Origin of the sequence: Microbacterium sp. Beta (assembly GCF_005502545.1) — a bacterium.
Taxonomy (GTDB): Bacteria; Actinomycetota; Actinomycetes; order Actinomycetales; family Microbacteriaceae; genus Microbacterium; species Microbacterium oxydans.
Map to the genome: position 1 here is coordinate 66,662 of NZ_SCOG01000004.1, position 15,872 is coordinate 82,533.

Genomic DNA, 15,872 nt, shown 5'->3' on the forward strand with positions numbered 1-15,872 from the left:
GCGGCGGATTGGCGAACTCGCGTCTATCATGAGCAGATGGAGCCAACACCGCTCATCCCTCGCCTTGTCTTTCCGAGGATCCAAGAGGCCTTGAGGGACACCAGAATCGTCGTGATCCAGGGGGCGCGTCAAGTCGGTAAGTCCACGCTCGCAGGGCAAGTGCTTACTGGCAGCCCTGTTGTCTCTGTCACGTTGGACGATCCCGCATCACTCGGCTTCGCGCGTGCGGACCCGGTTGGTTTCGTCGAGCAAGCCCCGAATGCGACGTTGTTGATCGATGAGCTGCAACGCGCGCCGGAACTCGTCGTGGCGTTGAAAGCATCCGTAGACAGAGACAAGCGGCCAGGGCGCTTTCTGGTCACCGGTTCGGCGAACCTCCTCGAGCTCTCATCGACTCACGAGTCGTTGGCGGGGAGGGCGGAGCGAATCGAACTGTACCCGCTGAGCCAGCGCGAACTCTCATCCGGTTCCGGATCCTTCATCGATGCCGCATTCGCCCCCCGTTCGCTGGCGTCGCATTCGAGTGCGCTCAATCGTGCCGACTACATCGCTCGCGCTGTCGATGGCGGATATCCGGAGGCACTGCAACGTCGATCGAGTCGTCGACGGGAGAACTGGTATGAGGCGTATGTCTCCCAGATCGTGAGACGTGATGCGCCCGACATCTCGGGGCTGCAGCGGATCGCCGATCTCCCCCGTCTCCTGCGTCTCATCGCCGGACGGATGGGGAGCACTATGGTCTGGTCATCCCTCGCCGCCGATGCTGGTATTCCGCGGAGAACACTCGACCCGTACATTGTGCTGCTCGAGACGCTCTACCTTACGCACACCCTTCCCGCGTGGTCCGTGAACCTCACATCCCGTGAGGTGAAACAGCCCAAGGTGTTCCCGGTGGACTCCGGGCTAGCCGCTAGCGTCCTAGGTATCGCCCCCGATGGACTAGGACCTGGTGCGCCCCTTTCCGGGCCGATGCTGGAGTGCTTCGTCATCGGTGAGCTTCGGCGCCAGTTGACATGGGCCCGTCAGCGTGCGTCCCTCTACCATTTTCGGGACAGCCGTGGGGTGGAGGTCGATGCGGTGCTCGAGACTCCGGACGGAAGGGTCGTCGGAATCGAAGTCAAGGCGACGGCGACTGTCCGCGCGAAGGATGCCTCCGGCCTCAGCGTCCTCCGGGACCGTCTCGGCGACAGATTCGTCGCGGGCTATGTCCTGCATTCAGGCCGCTCATCGGTCGCGGTCGGTGACCGGATCGCGGCTATACCGATGGATTCGTTGTGGGCGGCGTGATCATCGTCCGCCCTTCCATCGGCGAACACGGCCAGTCCGCCAGCGTGCGGACGCGGCGTTCGGACACGATCTCGAGGGCCCACTCCCGCGCGTTCGACATGAACTCCACGGGGGCGAGCAGCGCCCAGTCGAGGTCGCTCTCGCGCAGGGCCGGCTCGACCGTGCTCTCATCCCATCCGCTGAGGACGCTCACTCGCTGCACTCCCGCCGCTTCCGCTGCAGCCACCAGTTCCGCGCCGTTCGTGAGCGTCTCGCCGAACTCGCCGTTGAAGGTGATGAGGTGCACGGCGACGCAGCTCTCGACCGCCTGGCGGAAGGTCTCGACATCGGTCAGGTGCGCAGCGACCTCGCCGAGGCTCACCGGTGAAGAAGTCGGGTGCGCCGTTCCTGTCATCGGGAGCGCGGTGCCCCGGGGCACTAACCGGAGGAGTGGACCGCGTGCAGCAGCCCGACGCGCATCGACGTGCCGTCGGGGGACTGCAGCACGGTGAAGAGTGTGCGGGTGCAGGTGCGGCACCGCACGATGGCGGCGTGGCGATCGAGCTCGACCACGGTCTCGGCGAGGGCAGCGAGCGCGCCGCAACCGCCGCAGGTGCCGACCAGTGCGGTGACGTCGGCGCCGAACAGGTCCCAGAGCATGCCGGCGATCGCGTTTCCGTCGACGGTCTGTGCGGGGGCGGCAGCGTCCATCACTTTCCTCCGAATCGTTCGGTGCGCACATGTTCCGGCGCATGCCCGAGGCCGACCAGCAGGTCGGCCACATGTTCGACGAACCCGGTGGGGCCGCACACGAAGACCAGGGGAGCGCGTTCCGGTGGCCAGGTGGCATCTCGGAGCACCTCTTCGGTGACGCGTCCGACGGTCCCTGTCCATCCGTCAGGAGCAGAACGGGTGAACGCCCATCGCACATCGGCTGCCGCCCCTGCGGGTGCTGCCTCGAGCTCGCTGCGGTAGAGGGCCTCGTGCGGAGCCCGCACCGAGTAGAGCAACCTCACCGCGTCGGTCGCCCCTGCGGCCTGAGCTGCCCGCACCATCGACATCAGCGGCACGATGCCGGATCCGCCGGCGATGAGTTGCACGGGACCAGGACTCTCCGGGCGCCAGACGAAGTATCTCCCCAGGGGGCCCTTCACCTCGAGCTCATCGCCGACGCGGACGTCCCGCACCAGGTACGGGGAGACCTCCCCGTCGGGGATCTCGTCGACCGCGAGTTCGATCATCTCGCTGTCGCCGAAGGAGGCGAGCGAGTAGGAGCGGACCGCCTGGTAGCCGTCTTCGGCGGTGAGCCGGATATCGACGTGCTGTCCCGGATCACTCCCCGGCCAGCCCGGCACGCTGAGGCGGATCGTGCGGGCCGAATCCGTCTCCGCGTGCGCGCCCGTCACCCGCGCCTCACGCCAGCCGCCCACCGTCACCAATAGCGCTCCTCCGTCCACGGATCGCCGTGCATGTTGTAGCCGTTCTGCTCCCAGAAGCCCGGGGCGTCCTCCTCCATCAGAGTGAGTGCCCTGAGCCACTTCGCGCTCTTCCAGAAGTAGAGGTGCGGCACGATCAGGCGGGCGGGGCCGCCGTGCTCCGGGGCGAGCGGCTCACCCTCGAACTCGAATGCGATCCACGACTGCCCGCCCAGCAGATCGTCGAGGGGGATGTTCGTGGTGTACCCACCGTAGGAATGGGCCATCGCGAAGGAGGCGGCGGTGTCGATCTCCTCGAAGAGCGTGTCGAGAGAGACTCCGCGCCAGGAGGTGCCGAGCTTCGACCATCGCGTCACGCAGTGGATATCGGTGTGCACGTCTTCGATGGGCAGCTCGTGCAGTTGATCCCACGTCCAGGAGACGACCTCGCCGACCTCGTTGCGGATGCCGAAGCTCCACTCCGACATGTGGATGTTCGGCGTCGGTCCTGCGGAGAGCACGGGGAAGTCCTCGGTGAGGTACTGCCCTGGCGGGAGTTCCGGGGTGCTCTCCCTGCGTCGAGCGCCGAAACCTCGGGAAATCACGGCCATGATCTTGCTCCTGTCGGTGGATGCGACCCTGCGCGTCAGGCGTACTGGTTCAGACGGTACTCCGCGGAGGGTGCCCAGGGCGAGGAAGAGTCGCGTCCGGACGGGAACAGAAGGACGTGCGGGTGGAGCAGGACTACGCCGTGAAGTAAGAGCTCGTGGCGTTGTCGAGGATGCGCTGCATGCCGTGCATCCAGTTGAGCTTGAGCGCTTCGACGGCGCCGGGGACGTCGCCGTCGGCGAGGTGCCGGGCGATCTCGGCGTGCTCGGCAGCGACGCGTTCGACCTTGACGTCTTCGGGCACGAGGAGCGACTCGTAGCGGTGGAACGAGCTGCGCACGTTGTCGATGACGGCGAGCAGGCGGGCGTTGGGGCAGGCCGACAGCATCATGCTGTGCCACTCGTCGTCCTTGGTGATGACGAGCTGATGCTCGACGAGCTCGTCGGCGAAGGCGTCGGCCATCTCCTTGAGCTGCGCGCCGATGCGACGCAGCTCGTCGGGCGGACTCAGCTCGAGTGCGAGGCTCTCGAGGGCCGCCATCACAGGGGCGAGGTCGCGGAATTCCGAGGCGCTGAGCGGGACGAAGCGGAAGCCCTTGCCGTTCTCGCTCTCGATCTGTCCTTCGGATTCGAGGGCGATGAGCGCCTCGCGGAGCGGGGTGCGACTGACGCCGAGTTCGGTGGCGAGCTGCACCTCGTTGATGCCCTCGCCGGGCTGCACGAGTCCGGCGCGCATGCGGGTCAGCAGCTCCTGCCGAACCTGCGAGCGCAGGTTCTTGCGTTCGATCGCCATGCATCCCCTCTTCTGCCGCCTGCCCGTCAGCCTATGGGTTGACGGGCCTCTGACGACGTCTTAGTGTGTGTATACAGAATACAGCTGATCCCGGATTTGCACCAGTGCCCGGCCGGGATCAGCCGGTGATGACTCAGAGAGGAGACTTCGTGCCCGCACCCGGTGGCGACCAGCCCACCCGACGCGTCCGCCTCGACGCCCTCGCCTACGGCGGCGACTACAACCCCGACCAGTGGTCGGAAGCGACCTGGCACGAAGACATCCGTCTGATGCGTGAAGCCGGCGTGAACATGGTGAGCCTGCCGATCTTCAGCTGGCCGCAGCTGGAGCCGGAGCCCGGCATCTTCGACTGGGCCTGGCTCGACCGCATCATCGACCTGCTGTGGGAAGCGGGCATCGCGATCGACCTCGCCACCGCCACCGCGACCCCGCCGTCGTGGCTGCTGCGCGCGCACCCCGAGATGGCGCCGTGGGACGCGGACGGCCACCGGCTCGAGTTCGGATCCCGCCAGACGTACTGTCCCTCATCCCCGATCTGGCGCGAGAACGTCGCCCGCATGGCCAGAGCCATGGCCGAGCGCTACGGCGAGCACCCGGGCCTTGCGATGTGGCACATCTCGAACGAGTACGGCGATCACACCTCGCGCTGCTGGTGCCCCGAGTCGGCCCGGCACTTCCGCCGCTGGCTGCAGCACCGCTACGGCGACCTCGACGGCCTGAACGAGGCCTGGGGCGTGAACGTGTGGGGCCAGCGCTACACCTCGTGGGAGCACATCGAGACGCCGAAGAAGGCTCCGGGCCCGGTCAACCCCACCAAGCTGCTCGACTTCGAGCGCTTCTCGTCGGATGCGTTGCTGGAGCTGTTCCAGGTGGAGATCGACGTGCTGCGCGAGGTCACGCCCGACATCGCGGTGACCACGAACTTCATGAGCATGTTCCGCGACCTGAACTATTGGGACTTCGCCGCCGTCGAAGACGTCGTGACCGATGACGCCTACCCCGAGCCGGCCGACCCGACCTCGCACGTCGGCGCCGCGCTCAACTACGGCCTCATGCGTTCGCTCAAGGGCGGGCAGCCGTGGCTGCTGCTGGAGTCCTCTGCCAGTGCGACCAGCTGGCGCGACGTGAACGTGCCCAAGGCGCCGGGCAAGATCCGCATCGAGAGCCTGCAGGCGGTCGCGCACGGCTCCGACGCCGTGATGTTCTTCCAGTGGCGCCAGGCGAAGTACGGCCAGGAGAAGTTCCACTCCTCGATGCTCGGCCACAGAGGCGAGCGTTCGCGCAGCTTCCAGGAGACCAAGGCGCTGGGCAATGAGCTCAAGAAGCTCGAGCCGGTGCGCGGGACCCGCGTGCGCTCGCGCGTCGCCCTCGTCGTGGACTGGGACTCGTGGTGGGGCACCGGCGCTGCGGAATCGCTGCCCTCGCAGCGGTTGCAGTGGGCGCAGCAGGCCCGCGCCTGGCACCGGGCGCTGTACACGCTCGGCCAGCCGGTGGATGCGGTGCGTGCGACGGGGCCGTTCGACCGCTACGACGTGGTCGTGGTGCCGAACCTCTACATCGTGGAGCAGCCGCAGGCCGACGCGCTGCAGGCGTTCGTCGAACGCGGAGGGCACCTCGTGGTCGGGCCGTTCTCGGGAGTGGTGGATGCCACCGAGAAGGTGCACGACGGCGGAGCTCCAGGACTGCTGCGCGACCTGCTCGGCATCGAGGTCGACGAGCAGTGGCCGATCGCCGACGGGCTGACCGAGAGCATCGACTTCGCGGGCGAGACCCTGACGGTGCCTTCCTGGAGTGAATGGCTCGAAGCGGATGACGACGTCGAGGTGCGTGCCACGTATGCGAGTGGTGAGCTCGACGGCCTGCCGGCGGTGACCCGTCGCGCGGCGGGGGAAGGGTCGGCCTGGTACGTCAGTGCGATGTTCGAACCGGACGGTCTGCTCACGGTGTTCCGCGACGTCCTGCGCACCGCGGGCCTTCCCGCTCGCGAGCGGACGGACGTCGACGTCGAGGTGGTCACCCGAGCAGACGACGCCACCGACTACACGTTCTACCTGAATCACGGGCGCGCGCCGATCGCGTTCGAGATCCCGTCGCCGGGCGTTGACCTGCTCACCGGCGTGCATCATGCGGGCCGTCTGGAGCTCGGACGCTTCGGTGTCGCGGTGCTCGCCGCTCCCCGTGCCGGCACCCTCTCTCTTGCCACCCTGACCCCGCCTTCGGGCGCTGATGACGTGAAGGAGGACGCATGACCACTCCGTTCGTGCATCCGTACATCCCCAACACCGCCCCCGAGTCGAGGGCGGCGATGCTCGCGGCCGTCGGCGCCGCGTCGGTCGACGAGTTCTACGCCGATGTGCCGGAGTCTCTGCGACTCGGCCGGGCGCTCGACCTGCCGGCACCGTTCGCGGCCGAGCAGGACCTCGCCCGACACGTGCGCGGACTGCTCGCCAAGAACCGCTCGACCGAGGAACGACTGAGCTTCCTCGGCGCGGGCACCTACAACCACTACGTGCCCGCCGTGGTGGATGAGGTCATCGGCCGCAGCGAGTTCCTGACCGCCTACGCCGGCGAACCCTACGAGGACCACGGCCGCTTCCAGGCCCTGTTCCAGTACCAGTCGCTGATGGCGGAGCTGTTGGAGATGGACGTCGTGAACGTGCCGGTCTACGACGGTTACCAGGCGACGGCGACCGGTCTCACCATGTCGGGGCGTCTCACCGGCCGCGGGCGCGTGCTGGTGGTCAGCGACGTGCTGCCGGCGAAGCTCGCGAAGGTGCACGACTACGTGCGGGCCCATCTGACGCTCGAGCACGTGCCGCCCGTGAACGGCACGGCGGACGTGGAGGGGATCAGGACCGCACTCGGCGACGATGTCGCCGCCGTGTGGGTCGAGACGCCCAGTGCCACCGGCGCAGTGGAGGCGGCGCTGCAGGAGATCGCGGACGCCGCGCACGCTGCCGGAGCCGTGCTCGTGGTCGGCACCGATCCCATCGGCTACGGGGTGCTCACCCCGCCCTCGGTCTCCGGTGCCGACATCGTCACCGGAGACATCCAGTCCCTCGGCCTGCATCAGTGGTTCGGCGGCGCTCACGGTGGCTTCATCGCCGTGCACGACGACCCCGCGTTCGTGATGGAGATGCCCTCGCGCCTGTTCGGGCTCGCCACCACCGACGTGCCCGGCGAGTACGGCTTCGGCGACGTGGCCTACGAGCGCACCTCGTTCGCACACCGCGAGGAGGGGAAGGAATGGGTCGGCACGGCCGCGGCCCTGTGGGGCATCGCCGCCGGTGTCTACCTCGCACTGATGGGTCCCACCGGCATGGCGGAGCTCGGCGAGGTGCTGCTCGCCCGCACCCGGTACGCGCAGCAGGCACTCGCCGCTGTTCCCGGTGTCTCTCTCGATGACGACGCCGTGCATCTGCGCGAATTCACGGTGACCCTTCCGGTGCCAGCGGCGGAGGTCGTCACGGCGCTCCGCGCCCGGGGCATCGAACCCGGCGTGGTCGTGGGCGAGCACCGCCTGCTCGTCTGCGTCACCGAACTGGTCTCCCAATCCGACATCGACGTCCTGGCCGGCGCGCTTGCCGCAGTCGTCGCCCCCGAACTCGCAGAGGAGCAGAAGTGAGCCTCCCCGTCGCGCCCAAGCCGGCGCTCCGCCGATTCCAACAGGCCCGCTGGGACGAGCCGATCATCTTCGAGCTGACCACACCCGGTGAACGCGGCGTGCTGGTGTCGCAGGTCGAGCCGGGCGTGCGCGAGGTGGTAGGCGATGTGGTCGCCGCGCTGCCGGACTCCCTGCGTCGCCCGTCTCGTCCCGCGCTGCCCGAGATGGGGCAGATGCGGGTGCTCAAGCACTACCTGCGTCTGTCGCAGGAGAACCTCGGTGCCGACTTCAACGTCGACATCGGCCAGGGCACCTGCACCATGAAGTACGCCCCGAAGATCAACGACCAGCTCGCGAACACCCCGCAGCTCACCGCGATGCATCCGCACCAGGATCCGGCCGATGCGCAGGGCGTGCTCGAGATCGTCTGGCAGTTGGAACGGGTGCTCGCCGAGATCTCCGGCATGGACGAGGTGTCGCTGCACACGCAGGGCGGCTCGGCGGCGATCTGGTCGAACATCGCCATGATCCGGGCCTTCCATGAGGCGAACGGCGAAGGCGAGCAGCGCCGCGAGGTCATCACCACGATCTTCAGCCACCCCTCGAACGCGGCCGCGGCGAAGGCGGCAGGCTATGAGGTCATCACGGTCTACCCCGACTCCGAGGGCTATCCGTCGCTCGACGCGCTCAAGGCCGCGTTGTCGCCCCGCACCGCGGCGATCATGGTCACGAACCCGGAGGACACCGGCATCTACAATCCGGCGATCCGGGAGTGGGTCGACGCCGCGCACGCGGTCGGAGCCCTCGCCTCGTACGACCAGGCCAACGCGAACGGCATCCTCGGGGTCACGCGCGCCCGCGACGCCGGCTTCGACGTGTGCCACTTCAACCTGCACAAGACCTTTGGCACCCCGCACGGCAGCGGTGGACCGGGATCTGGCGCGAACGCCGTGAGCGCGGCGCTCGCCCCATTCATGCCGGGACCGCGCGTGGTGCGCGACGATGACGGGACCTTCGGGGTGGTCGAGGCGGGAGAGCTGTCGATCGGCGCGGTCGGCCCGTTCTTCGGCGTCATCCCCGCGCTCGTGAAGGCCTACTCCTGGATCATGGCACTGGGGGCTCCGGGGCTGCTCGCCGCCGCAGAGACCGCCGTGCTGAACAACAACTACCTGATGGCTCGTGTGCTCGCGATCCCCGGAGCATCCGCGCCGTATGCCACGGGTCGCCGCCGCATCGAACAGGTGCGCTACTCGTGGGAGGAGCTGTACCAGGAGACCGGCATCTCGTCGGAGGAGATCGGCGTGCGCATGTCCGACTTCGGGATGCACTACTGGACGAGTCACCACCCCTACGTGGTGCCGCAGCCGTTCACGCTGGAGCCCACAGAGTCGTACTCGATGGCGGAGCTCGACGAGTATGCGGCGACCCTCGCCGAGGTGGCACGCGAGGCGCGGGAGACCCCCGAGGTGGTGCGCACCGCCCCGCACAACCAGACCGTGCATCACACGCACCATGACGATCTGGACGACCCGGAGCGGTGGGCGATCACCTGGCGCGCATACCAGCGGAAGTACGCGGTGGAGCTGGCCGCACGGGCGGACTGACCGCGATGCTCGGACTCGTCGTCAACCCTGTCGCCGGAGTCGGAGGGCCCGCGGGGCTCGCCGGCTCCGACGGTGCGGACGTGCAGCGCCTCGCCATCGCGCGCGGCGCCCGTTCGCGCGTGCAGGAACGGGCGGTCCTCGCCCTGACGACGCTCGCCGAACGGCATCCGGGACTCGTGGTCGCGACGGTGCCCGGAGCCATGGGCGCCGATGCGGTGCGCGTCGCAGGTCTCGTGCCGTGCGTCGTCGGGGCGTGCTCGAGCGATGCGGGCGTGACCGAGGCGGGTGTGACCGAGGTGACGGAGGCGGCGGATACCTCGCGTGCGGTCGCATCGTTGGCCGCGGCGGGGGTCGATCTGCTCCTCGTCGTGGGTGGCGACGGCACCCTGCGCGACGCGGTCTCGGGGCTCGGCGCCGCGACGCATCCGTCGGGTGAAAAGCCCGATGGCGGAAGGTGCGACGACGGATCCGCGCTCGACGCCGAAAGCTGCCGACAGGCGCACGGTCTGCCGGCCGTGCTCGGAGTTCCGGCAGGCGTGAAGATGTACTCGCCCGTGTTCGCGGTCAGTCCGCGGGCGGCGGGATCGATCGCCGCGGACTGGATCGAGCACGACGGACTCCCGACCGAGGAGCGTGAGGTGCTCGACATCGACGAGGCCGCGATGCGGCGCGCCCGCGTCGACCCCACGCTGTACGGAATGCTCCGGGTGCCGCATCGTGCGGGCCGCACTCAGGCACGCAAGGCGCCGACGCCGGTCACCGAGGCGGCTGCGGTCGAAGCTGCGGCCCGCGGGGCTGTCTCCCGCATGCGACCGGGCGTGCGCTATCTGCTCGGCCCCGGCGGCACGACCGCGGAGCTCGCTCGGCAGCTCGGCGTCGAAGGATCGCCACTCGGCGTCGACGTCGTTCTCGACGGTGCCGTCCTCGTCCACGGCGCGAGTGAGCAGGAGCTGCTCGCCCAGATCGCCGAGGGCCCGGCGCGGGCCGTCGTCACCGTGATCGGCGGGCAGGGGTTCCTGCTCGGGCGCGGCAACCAACAGCTCTCGGCACCCGTTCTTCGTGCGCTCGGCGACGACCCGCTCCTCGTCGTCGCCCCCGAGCAGAAGCTCATCGACCTGCAGGGTCGGCCGCTCCTCGTCGACACCGGCGACCCGGAACTCGATGCGAGACTCGCCGGGCATGTCCGCATCATCACCGGCGTCGGCACCACGAGTCTCTATGCCGTGACCGCACCCGAACTCTCCCTCACCTGACACATCCCGACCCCGACAGACCCGTCTGCACGTACCCGAAAGGACACCCCATGCGTCTCGAGAACAAGAAGGCCATCGTCACCGGCGGTGCCGGCGGCATCGGTCGCGCCACGTCACTCGCACTCGCTGCCGAGGGCGCGGCGGTCGCCGTCGTCGACCTGAACACGGAGGCGGCCGAAGCCGTCGCGGAGGAGATCCGTGCGGCCGGTGGCATGGCCCTCGCGATCGCGGCGGATGTGGCGAGCGAGTCCGACATCGAACGGGTGATCGCCACGTCGGTGGCCGAACTCGGCGGAGTGAACGTCGTCTTCAACAACGCCGGGATCATCCGTCGCACCACCGCCGTCGAGACGACCGTCGAGGAGTGGGACCGCGTGTTCGGCGTGAACGTGCGCTCGATCTTCCTGATGTGCAAGCACATCGTTCCGGTCATGGAGGCTGCGGGTGGAGGCTCGATCATCAACACCGGGTCGGGCTGGGGCCTCAAGGGCGGTGGCCAGGCCATCTCCTACTGCGCCTCGAAGGGCGCGGTCGTGAACATGACGCGCGCGCTCGCGATCGACCACGGTCCCGCCGGCATCCGCGTGAACTCGGTCAACCCCGGCGATGTGAACACCGGGATGCTGCGGGAGGAAGCGCGTCAGCTGGCGCAGGACACCAACGCGTTCCTCGCCGAAGCCGCCGATCGCCCGCTGCGCCGCATGGGCGAGCCGAGCGAGGTCGCACAGGCGGTGGTCTGGCTGGCGAGCGACGACTCCTCGTACGTCACCGGCTCGGCCCTCGTCGTGGACGGTGGCGGGATCGCCTAGCCCTGTCCGTCGGCCTTCATCTGGATCAGCTGGATCAGGTTGCCGCACGTGTCGTCGAGAACCGCGACCCAGGCGGCACCGATGTCGGTCGGCGGCTGGGTGAACACGACGCCGAGCCCGGTCAGGCGTGCGTGTTCGGCGGCGAGGTCGTCGACGGCGAACTGCGCGAGTGGGATGCCGTCTTCGACGAGCGCGTCGCGGTAGGGCTTGACCGCGGGGTGCTCCGAAGGCTCGAGCAGGAGCTCGGGTCCGCCGGGCGCTTCGGGCGAGGTCACCGTGAGCCAGGCGGCATCGCCGAGGGGGATGTCATGGTGCTTCGTGAAGCCGAGCACGTCGGTGTAGAAGGAGAGGGCCTTGCGCTGGTCATCGACGAAGATGCTGGTCAGTTCGATTCTCATGGGGTGCTCCGTGTGGTCGGCCACCGCTCGGCGATGCGGGCGATGGGTTCCGGATGGAAGAAGTGGAACTTGGAACGGCCTTGTCGTTCCGTGGAGATCAGTCCGGCGGATTCGAGTACCGCGAGGTGCTGGGAGACCGCCTGCCGGGTCAGCGTCACACCGTGCTGCATCGTCAACGTCGAGCAGATCTCGAAGAGCGTCTGTCCGTCCCGCCGCGACAGCTCATCGAGGATGAGTCGCCTCGTCTCGTCGTCGAGCGCGTGGAACAGATCGGCCATGGGATCACGATAGGCAAGTGGATGCTTGCATATCAAGCCTGTCCCAGGACACTCGCGTAAAATCGGGACAATGACCGACGCCCCCTCCGACGCTGCACCCGACCTCGGACCGGGCGTCGACCCCGAAGATCTCGCCACCACGCTGCGCGTGCTGCGCGAGCTGCACCGGATCGACAACGAGCACCCCGATTTCATCGCGGTACGCCAGGCCACCGCGGCGATGTTCAAAGACGTGAAGCGGGTGCGCCGCAAGCAGATCCGTGACGCGATCGCCGAGGCCGACAAAGCCGTGGTGGCCCGCACCGCCACGGGTGCCCCCGACCGCATCGATGATGAGACCCGTGGCAACGATCTCGCCACCAGCGTCGTCGACGCCCCGATCGCGGGCGAGCTGCTGAAGCCCCGCAACTGCTACATCTGCAAGCAGCCGTACACACAGGTCGACGCTTTCTACCACCAGCTCTGCCCGGACTGCGCCCGCTTCAGCCACGGCAAGCGCAACGCCCGCACCGACCTCACCGGCAAGCGCGCCCTGCTCACGGGTGGCCGCGCGAAGATCGGCATGCACATCGCGCTGCGGCTGCTGCGTGACGGCGCGCACACCACGATCACGACCCGCTTCCCGCGCGACGCCGTGCGACGCTTCTCGGCCCTGCCCGACTCGGCCGACTGGCTGCACCGCCTGCGCGTGGTCGGCATCGACCTGCGCGACCCTGCTCAGGTGATCGGCCTGGCGGACTCGGTCGCCGCTCAGGGCCCGCTCGACATCCTCATCAACAACGCCGCACAGACCGTACGCCGCTCGCCGGGTGCTTACTCCCTGTTGGCGGATGCCGAGCTGCAGCCCCTCCCCGACGGACCCCTGCCCGAGATGGAGACCTTCGGGCACACGGCCGACCCGCACCCGCAAGCGCTGCAGGCCTCGGTCGATGCGCATCCGCTGCTCTCGGTCGCGGCGCTCGGCGGCACGGTCGCCGAGCAGGGTGGTCAGGCACTCACGGCCGAAGATCTCGCGCGCCTCGCGATGGCGCCCGGATCGTCGTCGCTCGAGAAGCATGCCGACGGCACCGCGATCGACGCCGGCGGCCTCGTGCCCGACGTGAACCGCGTCAACAGCTGGGTGCAGTCGATCGAGCAGGTCGATCCGCTCGAGATGCTCGAGGTGCAGCTCGCGAACACGACAGCGCCGTTCCTGCTGATCAGCCGTCTGCGTGCCTCGATGGCCGCGTCCGATGCGCACCGCAAGTACGTGGTCAACGTCTCGGCGATGGAGGGACAGTTCTCCCGCCGCTACAAGGGCCCTGGACACCCGCACACGAACATGGCCAAGGCTGCGCTCAACATGCTCACCCGCACCAGCGCGGGGGAGATGCTGGAGAAGGACGGCATCCTCATGACCGCCGTCGACACGGGCTGGATCACGGACGAGCGTCCGCACTACACGAAGGTCCGCCTCGCCGAAGAGGGTTTCCACGCCCCGCTCGACCTGGTCGACGGTGCCGCCCGCGTGTACGACCCGATCGTGCGCGGCGAGGCCGGGGACGACATCCACGGCGTGTTCCTCAAGGACTACGAGCCCAGCCCCTGGTGAGGGAAGTTCGGGTCAGTGAGCGCGCTCGGCGAGGTTCGCCGAGGCCCACTGCCCGAGCTGGTTCAGGATCGGCAGCAGTCCTTCTCCCGCGGGCGTGAGCGCGTACGACACGGTCACCGGCGGACCGGCATCGACCGTGCGTGCGACGAGTCCGGCGTCGGCGAGCTCCGCCAGGCGATCGGAGAGCACGGTGTCGCTGATGCCGTCCACGGCGCGGCGAAGTGAGACGAACGTCGTGGGTCCGCCCCCGAGCGACGACACGATCATGCCGTTCCACCGCTTCCCGAGCACGCTGAAGGCCAGTGTGACGGCGGCGTCGCACACCTGACGCCCTTCGTCGGTCCCGGACATCCCCCCATCCTACCCCTGCTACGTTAACCGATGTCGCTAAGAAAAACAGAGCGACTACGAAAACGAGAGGTAGGCCCATGTCCCTGTTCCGCCTGGATGCCAGCATCCTTCCCGCGTCGTCCGCCAGTCGTGCGCTCGCCGACATCGTCGAGGCCGAGTGGACCGCGTCGCACCCCGATTCGACCGTCTTCCGTCGCGATCTGGCGAGCGACCCCGTGCCCGCGACCGCGTGGGCGGATGCCGTGACGGGTGGATTCGTCGACGAGGCCCAGCGGACCCCTGCGCAGAACGAGGCTCGCGCCCTCGCGACGCAGTTCGCCGACGAGCTCATCGGCGCCGACGCTCTGCTGTTCGCGGTGCCGCTCTACAACTACGGCGTCTCGCAGCACTTCAAGACCTGGTTCGATCTCGCCTACACCGACGCACGCATCGATCCGACCGGCACCGCGTTGAACGGCAAGCCGGCGACCCTGGTCACCGTGCTCGGCGGCAACTACGCGCCCGGTTCGCCCAAGGAGGGCTGGGACCACTCGACCGGCTGGCTGCGACGCGTGCTCGAAGACGTCTGGGGTCTCGATCTGCGCGTCGTGCAGCGTCCGTTCACGCTGGTCGGCGTCAACCCGGCGCTCGACGCGTTCGCCGACACCGCGCGCGAGCTCAAGGAGAACGCCGAAGCCGACGCCCGCACCTACGGCCGCGAGCTCGCCGCGACACGCGACCCGCGGGTGGCCTGAGCCCCGTCTTCGAATCGCGCAAATGGTTCCTTCTGGGCCCCGCATCCGACCGTTTGCGCGATTCGAAACACCTGCGGACAGTCAGCCGGGAAGGCCCGTCGGGTAGGGGTGCGGCAGCCACACGGTCACGATCAGACCGCCGTCCGTCCGCGGGGTGAGGACGAGCGTGCCGTTGTGCGCCTGCGTGATGCGGTCGACGATCGCAAGGCCGAGCCCCGCCCCCGCATGGTCGTCGCCGCGGGTGCGCTCCGCCCCGCGCTGGAACGGTTCGACAAGGGTGGCGACCTGATGCGCAGGCAACTGTTCACCGGTGTTCTCCACGACCAGCGCGACCGCGTGCGGCATCGAGTGCGTGCGCACGGCAACGGCCCCGCCGGTCGGAAGGTTGTGCACGATCGCGTTGAGGACGAGGTTCATGACCAGCTGCGGCAGCAGCGCCGCCGACCCGAGCACCGACGCGGGGACGCCGCCGACCTCCAGTGCGACTCCTCGACGGTCGGCGAGGGGAACCAGCGCCTCGACGGCCTCCTCGGCGAGAAGGGAGAGATCGACGATCTCGCGCGGGAACGTCCGGCGATCCGCCCGGCTCAGCAGCAGCAGCGCCTCCGTGAGGTCGATCGCACGCGTGTTCACCCGCTGCAGTCGGGCGATCAGCTCGTCCACGTCGCGGTCCGGGTCGTCACGGGCGACCTCGAGCAGCGCCTGCGAGATCGCGAGGGGAGTGCGCAGCTCGTGCGAGGCGTTCGCGGCGAACCGCTGCTGCTCGGCGACGTGGGCTTCGAGCTGCTCGAGCATCGAGTCGAAGACATCGGCCAGATCGCGGAACTCGTCGCGAGGGCCGGGCAGCGCGATCCGGTGCGAGAGCGAGCCCTGCGCCGCCAGTCGCGCAGCGTCGCCGATGCGTTCCAGAGGTGCAAGCATGCGTCCGGCCAGCAGCCATCCGCCGCCGAGCCCGATGGCCAGCAGTGCCACCATGACCGTCGAGGCGACCGGCACGAACGCCCTGATCAGGTCGGAGCGGTTGGGAACGCGGATGTCCGCGGAGATCTGCACGTCGGGCACGTAGCGCAGCAGGTACAGGGCCACCGCGGCGAGCAGCAGCAGTCCGGAGACCACCACGATGCCCGCATAGCTGAGGGTGAGCTTGAGGCGAGCGCTCATCCCACGG

Annotated in this window: 17 protein-coding genes; 8 read left to right on the forward strand and 9 right to left on the reverse strand. The window is 68.7% G+C overall.

All coding sequences use genetic code 11. From position 1 onward, the window contains the following. The first annotated feature begins 36 nt into the window (after window positions 1-36). A complete protein-coding gene (locus FFS56_RS05895) occupies window positions 37-1,287 on the forward strand; it encodes an ATP-binding protein (RefSeq protein WP_127011635.1) in 1,251 nt (416 codons plus the stop codon). On the opposite strand, the gene FFS56_RS05900 is transcribed toward FFS56_RS05895, so the two are convergent. The 5 genes from FFS56_RS05900 to FFS56_RS05920 form a co-directional block, all read right to left on the reverse strand. Continuing rightward, on the reverse strand, window positions 1,256-1,681 hold the full coding sequence (locus FFS56_RS05900; protein ID WP_127011636.1) for a hypothetical protein: 426 nt from the start codon (window positions 1,679-1,681) through the stop codon (window positions 1,256-1,258). The two genes, FFS56_RS05895 and FFS56_RS05900, sit on opposite strands and share 32 nt — an antisense overlap. A gap of 23 nt (window positions 1,682-1,704) precedes the next feature. Beyond that, window positions 1,705-1,977: a DUF6510 family protein gene (locus FFS56_RS05905; protein WP_046746918.1), complete on the reverse strand. Its 273-nt coding sequence runs from the start codon at window positions 1,975-1,977 to the stop codon at window positions 1,705-1,707. Further along, window positions 1,977-2,702 carry a ferredoxin reductase gene (locus tag FFS56_RS05910; RefSeq protein ID WP_127011637.1) on the reverse strand — a complete coding sequence of 242 codons (726 nt, stop codon included), beginning with the start codon at window positions 2,700-2,702 and terminating at the stop codon, window positions 1,977-1,979. Before FFS56_RS05910 ends, FFS56_RS05905 begins: the two co-directional genes overlap by 1 nt. Next, the gene (locus FFS56_RS05915; protein ID WP_127011638.1) at window positions 2,699-3,292 is read right to left on the reverse strand and encodes a sulfite oxidase-like oxidoreductase; all 594 of its coding nucleotides are present in this window, start codon (window positions 3,290-3,292) and stop codon (window positions 2,699-2,701) included. The genes FFS56_RS05910 and FFS56_RS05915 overlap by 4 nt, the downstream gene beginning before the upstream one ends. Window positions 3,293-3,425: 133 nt before the next feature. Continuing rightward, entirely contained in the window at window positions 3,426-4,082 is a 657-nt protein-coding gene (locus tag FFS56_RS05920) for a GntR family transcriptional regulator (protein ID WP_046746915.1), read from the reverse strand. Window positions 4,083-4,231: 149 nt separating this feature from the next. On the opposite strand from FFS56_RS05920, the gene FFS56_RS05925 reads away from it, so the two are divergent. From FFS56_RS05925 to FFS56_RS05945, 5 genes are read left to right on the forward strand one after another with little or no spacing between them, the layout of a single operon-like run. After that, window positions 4,232-6,331, forward strand: a complete 2,100-nt coding sequence (locus tag FFS56_RS05925; RefSeq protein ID WP_127011640.1) for a beta-galactosidase — start codon at window positions 4,232-4,234, stop codon at window positions 6,329-6,331. Further along, window positions 6,328-7,707, forward strand: a complete 1,380-nt coding sequence (gene gcvPA, locus FFS56_RS05930; protein ID WP_127011641.1) for an aminomethyl-transferring glycine dehydrogenase subunit GcvPA — start codon at window positions 6,328-6,330, stop codon at window positions 7,705-7,707. The genes FFS56_RS05925 and gcvPA overlap by 4 nt, the downstream gene beginning before the upstream one ends. After that, window positions 7,704-9,290, forward strand: coding sequence for an aminomethyl-transferring glycine dehydrogenase subunit GcvPB (gcvPB, locus tag FFS56_RS05935; protein WP_127011642.1), 1,587 nt, complete (start codon window positions 7,704-7,706; stop codon window positions 9,288-9,290). Before gcvPA ends, gcvPB begins: the two co-directional genes overlap by 4 nt. 5 nt (window positions 9,291-9,295) lie before the next feature. Then, window positions 9,296-10,543: an NAD(+)/NADH kinase gene (locus FFS56_RS05940; protein WP_127011643.1), complete on the forward strand. Its 1,248-nt coding sequence runs from the start codon at window positions 9,296-9,298 to the stop codon at window positions 10,541-10,543. 50 nt (window positions 10,544-10,593) lie between these two features. Next, the gene (locus tag FFS56_RS05945) at window positions 10,594-11,352 is read left to right on the forward strand and encodes a glucose 1-dehydrogenase (protein WP_127011644.1); all 759 of its coding nucleotides are present in this window, start codon (window positions 10,594-10,596) and stop codon (window positions 11,350-11,352) included. Here FFS56_RS05945 and FFS56_RS05950 read toward each other — a convergent pair. Further along, window positions 11,349-11,750 carry a VOC family protein gene (locus FFS56_RS05950; RefSeq protein WP_046746909.1) on the reverse strand — a complete coding sequence of 134 codons (402 nt, stop codon included), beginning with the start codon at window positions 11,748-11,750 and terminating at the stop codon, window positions 11,349-11,351. The two genes, FFS56_RS05945 and FFS56_RS05950, sit on opposite strands and share 4 nt — an antisense overlap. Next, the gene (locus FFS56_RS05955) at window positions 11,747-12,028 is read right to left on the reverse strand and encodes a metalloregulator ArsR/SmtB family transcription factor (protein ID WP_171010931.1); all 282 of its coding nucleotides are present in this window, start codon (window positions 12,026-12,028) and stop codon (window positions 11,747-11,749) included. Before FFS56_RS05955 ends, FFS56_RS05950 begins: the two co-directional genes overlap by 4 nt. A 70-nt stretch (window positions 12,029-12,098) precedes the next feature. Here FFS56_RS05955 and FFS56_RS05960 point away from each other — a divergent pair, with 70 nt between their 5' ends. Then, complete coding sequence (locus FFS56_RS05960; protein ID WP_046746908.1) at window positions 12,099-13,619, forward strand: SDR family NAD(P)-dependent oxidoreductase; 1,521 nt, start codon at window positions 12,099-12,101, stop codon at window positions 13,617-13,619. A 12-nt stretch (window positions 13,620-13,631) separates the two neighbouring features. On the opposite strand, the gene FFS56_RS05965 is transcribed toward FFS56_RS05960, so the two are convergent. Then, the gene (locus tag FFS56_RS05965) at window positions 13,632-13,970 is read right to left on the reverse strand and encodes a helix-turn-helix domain-containing protein (RefSeq protein WP_046746907.1); all 339 of its coding nucleotides are present in this window, start codon (window positions 13,968-13,970) and stop codon (window positions 13,632-13,634) included. 77 nt (window positions 13,971-14,047) lie between these two features. Between FFS56_RS05965 and FFS56_RS05970 the strand changes: the two genes are divergently transcribed. Beyond that, a complete protein-coding gene (locus FFS56_RS05970; protein WP_046746906.1) occupies window positions 14,048-14,704 on the forward strand; it encodes an NAD(P)H-dependent oxidoreductase in 657 nt (218 codons plus the stop codon). Window positions 14,705-14,785: 81 nt separating this feature from the next. Here the strand turns inward: FFS56_RS05970 and FFS56_RS05975 are convergent, their stop codons facing one another. Continuing rightward, a complete protein-coding gene (locus tag FFS56_RS05975) occupies window positions 14,786-15,865 on the reverse strand; it encodes a HAMP domain-containing sensor histidine kinase (RefSeq protein WP_046746905.1) in 1,080 nt (359 codons plus the stop codon). Window positions 15,866-15,872 lie beyond the last annotated feature (7 nt).